This is a genomic window from Micromonospora halophytica (assembly GCF_900090245.1).
GTDB lineage: Bacteria > Actinomycetota > Actinomycetes > Mycobacteriales > Micromonosporaceae > Micromonospora > Micromonospora halophytica.
On the sequence record NZ_FMDN01000063.1, the window covers coordinates 1 to 1,666 of the forward strand.

Annotated in this window: 1 protein-coding gene; it reads right to left on the bottom strand. The window is 68.7% G+C overall.

Translation table 11 applies throughout. From position 1 onward, the window contains the following. Positions 1-148 precede the first annotated feature (148 nt). On the bottom strand, positions 149-1,546 hold the full coding sequence (locus tag GA0070560_RS27985) for an IS1380 family transposase (protein WP_281185378.1): 1,398 nt from the start codon (positions 1,544-1,546) through the stop codon (positions 149-151). Between the last annotated feature and the right edge of the window lie 120 nt (positions 1,547-1,666).

Sequence of the window (1,666 nt, forward strand, 5' to 3'; positions counted from 1 at the left end):
TAGCCTCGGTCTTTCATTTCGGCGGCCGTTCATAGCTGCTGTTCGATGAATTCGGTTCGGGATTCGCGTACCAGTTCGCTGGCATGCTGACGGCCCGGCGCTGGGCCGGTTTCCTCCGTGCTGCTGGTCGGGGCGTGGGGTTGCTGGGTCAGCCGGCGGGTCGCGGCAGTGCGGCGAGGCGGTTGAATGCGCTGGTCAGAGCGTTGGTCCAGGGCCAGTCGGCGGCGATGGCAAGTCGGGTCCGGCGGGCGGTGCGGGTGATGCGGGCGGCGACGTGCAGCAGCTGGTAACGCAGTTTCTTGGGTTCCGCGCGGGCGAGGTCACCGTCGAGGAGCAGGGTCTGGGTCCAGGCGAGTAGGTCGATGCCGGTCAAGGCCAACTGGAGCCAGGCCTGGTTGATCGCGAACACTCGGGACGGGAACCGGCCGAAGCCGGTGGTCTTGCCGGTGCGGATGCGGTCCTCGACGCGGGCGTGGGCGCGGTGCCGGGCCTCCAGGTGCTGGATGCCGCCGTTGCCGGGTGGGGTGTCGGTGGCGACGACCTGGTGCCGCCAGCCTTCGACGGTGTCAAACAGTGACAGCTGAGCGCCGGGATGCGGGCGTTCGCGGCGGACCAGGAACCGGGTGCCCTGCGGCCAGCCAGCCGCTTCGAACAGGCCGGTGATCTCGCAGACCTCGGCGTGTTCCCGCAGTTCACCGTCGGTGTGGACGGCGGGGATCCAGCCGGTCGCAGCCTGGATCGCGGCCCGGATCGGTTCGGTGATCGCGGCGCCGACGGAGAACCGGATGTCGAGGTGCTGCTCGCGCAGGGACCGGATGTGGGCGAGGAAGCCGTGGCTGGAGCCGGCCGAATCGCTGCGGAGCAGGATCGGGGTGCCGTGCCGGACAGCGTCGGGGATCTGGGCCAGGGCCTGGTCCAGGACGGTGATGTGGTCGGCGGTGGTGTTCGAGCCGGCCCGGCCCTCACGCAACAGGCCGGCGAGGGCTTCGCCAGTGTTGTCCAGGAAGCAGAGCAGTGGGTGATAGCCGAAGGTCTTCTTCCAGGTACGGGTCGCCGATTCCTTCTCGGAATGGCAGATCACGATCGTCGCGTCGATGTCCAGGACCAGACCGTCGACCTGCCGGCCGCCTGCGTTCACCGCCGGCAGGTCACCGTGCATGTCGGCGTGCTGGGCCCAGGCGACCTCGCGGGCTCGGGCCCGCGCGGCACGCAGTTCGGCCAGCATCGGCTCGTCCAGTTGGGACAACAGCCGCCACGCGGTCGGGTCCGAGGCGACCAGCCCGAACAGGGCGGACTGGTCACGCAGCACCGCCAGATCGGCGATGGCCTCCCCGCCGTCGGCGAGCATCACCGCCAGATCCACGGCGATGCGGCCCGGGTCGTGGCCGCTCTGCCGTTGCCGCAACTTCGTCAACGCGAGGCTGAACGCGCTGGTCAACCCTGTTACGTCGGCCAGATCGGCGAGCAGGCGGGCGCCGACGTGCCCGACTACGCCCCGCCCGCCGCCGGTCACCATGATCTTCGGACGTGTTGCGGTAACCTTCACCCAGCAAGTGCCTTCCGTGACAGGAACATCGGACCCTCAGCAAGTCCCATTTTCCCTGATCAGAAGGCACTTCATTGCTTTCAGACCACTCCTTGGACAGCCCTTAACGAAGGGCCGAGG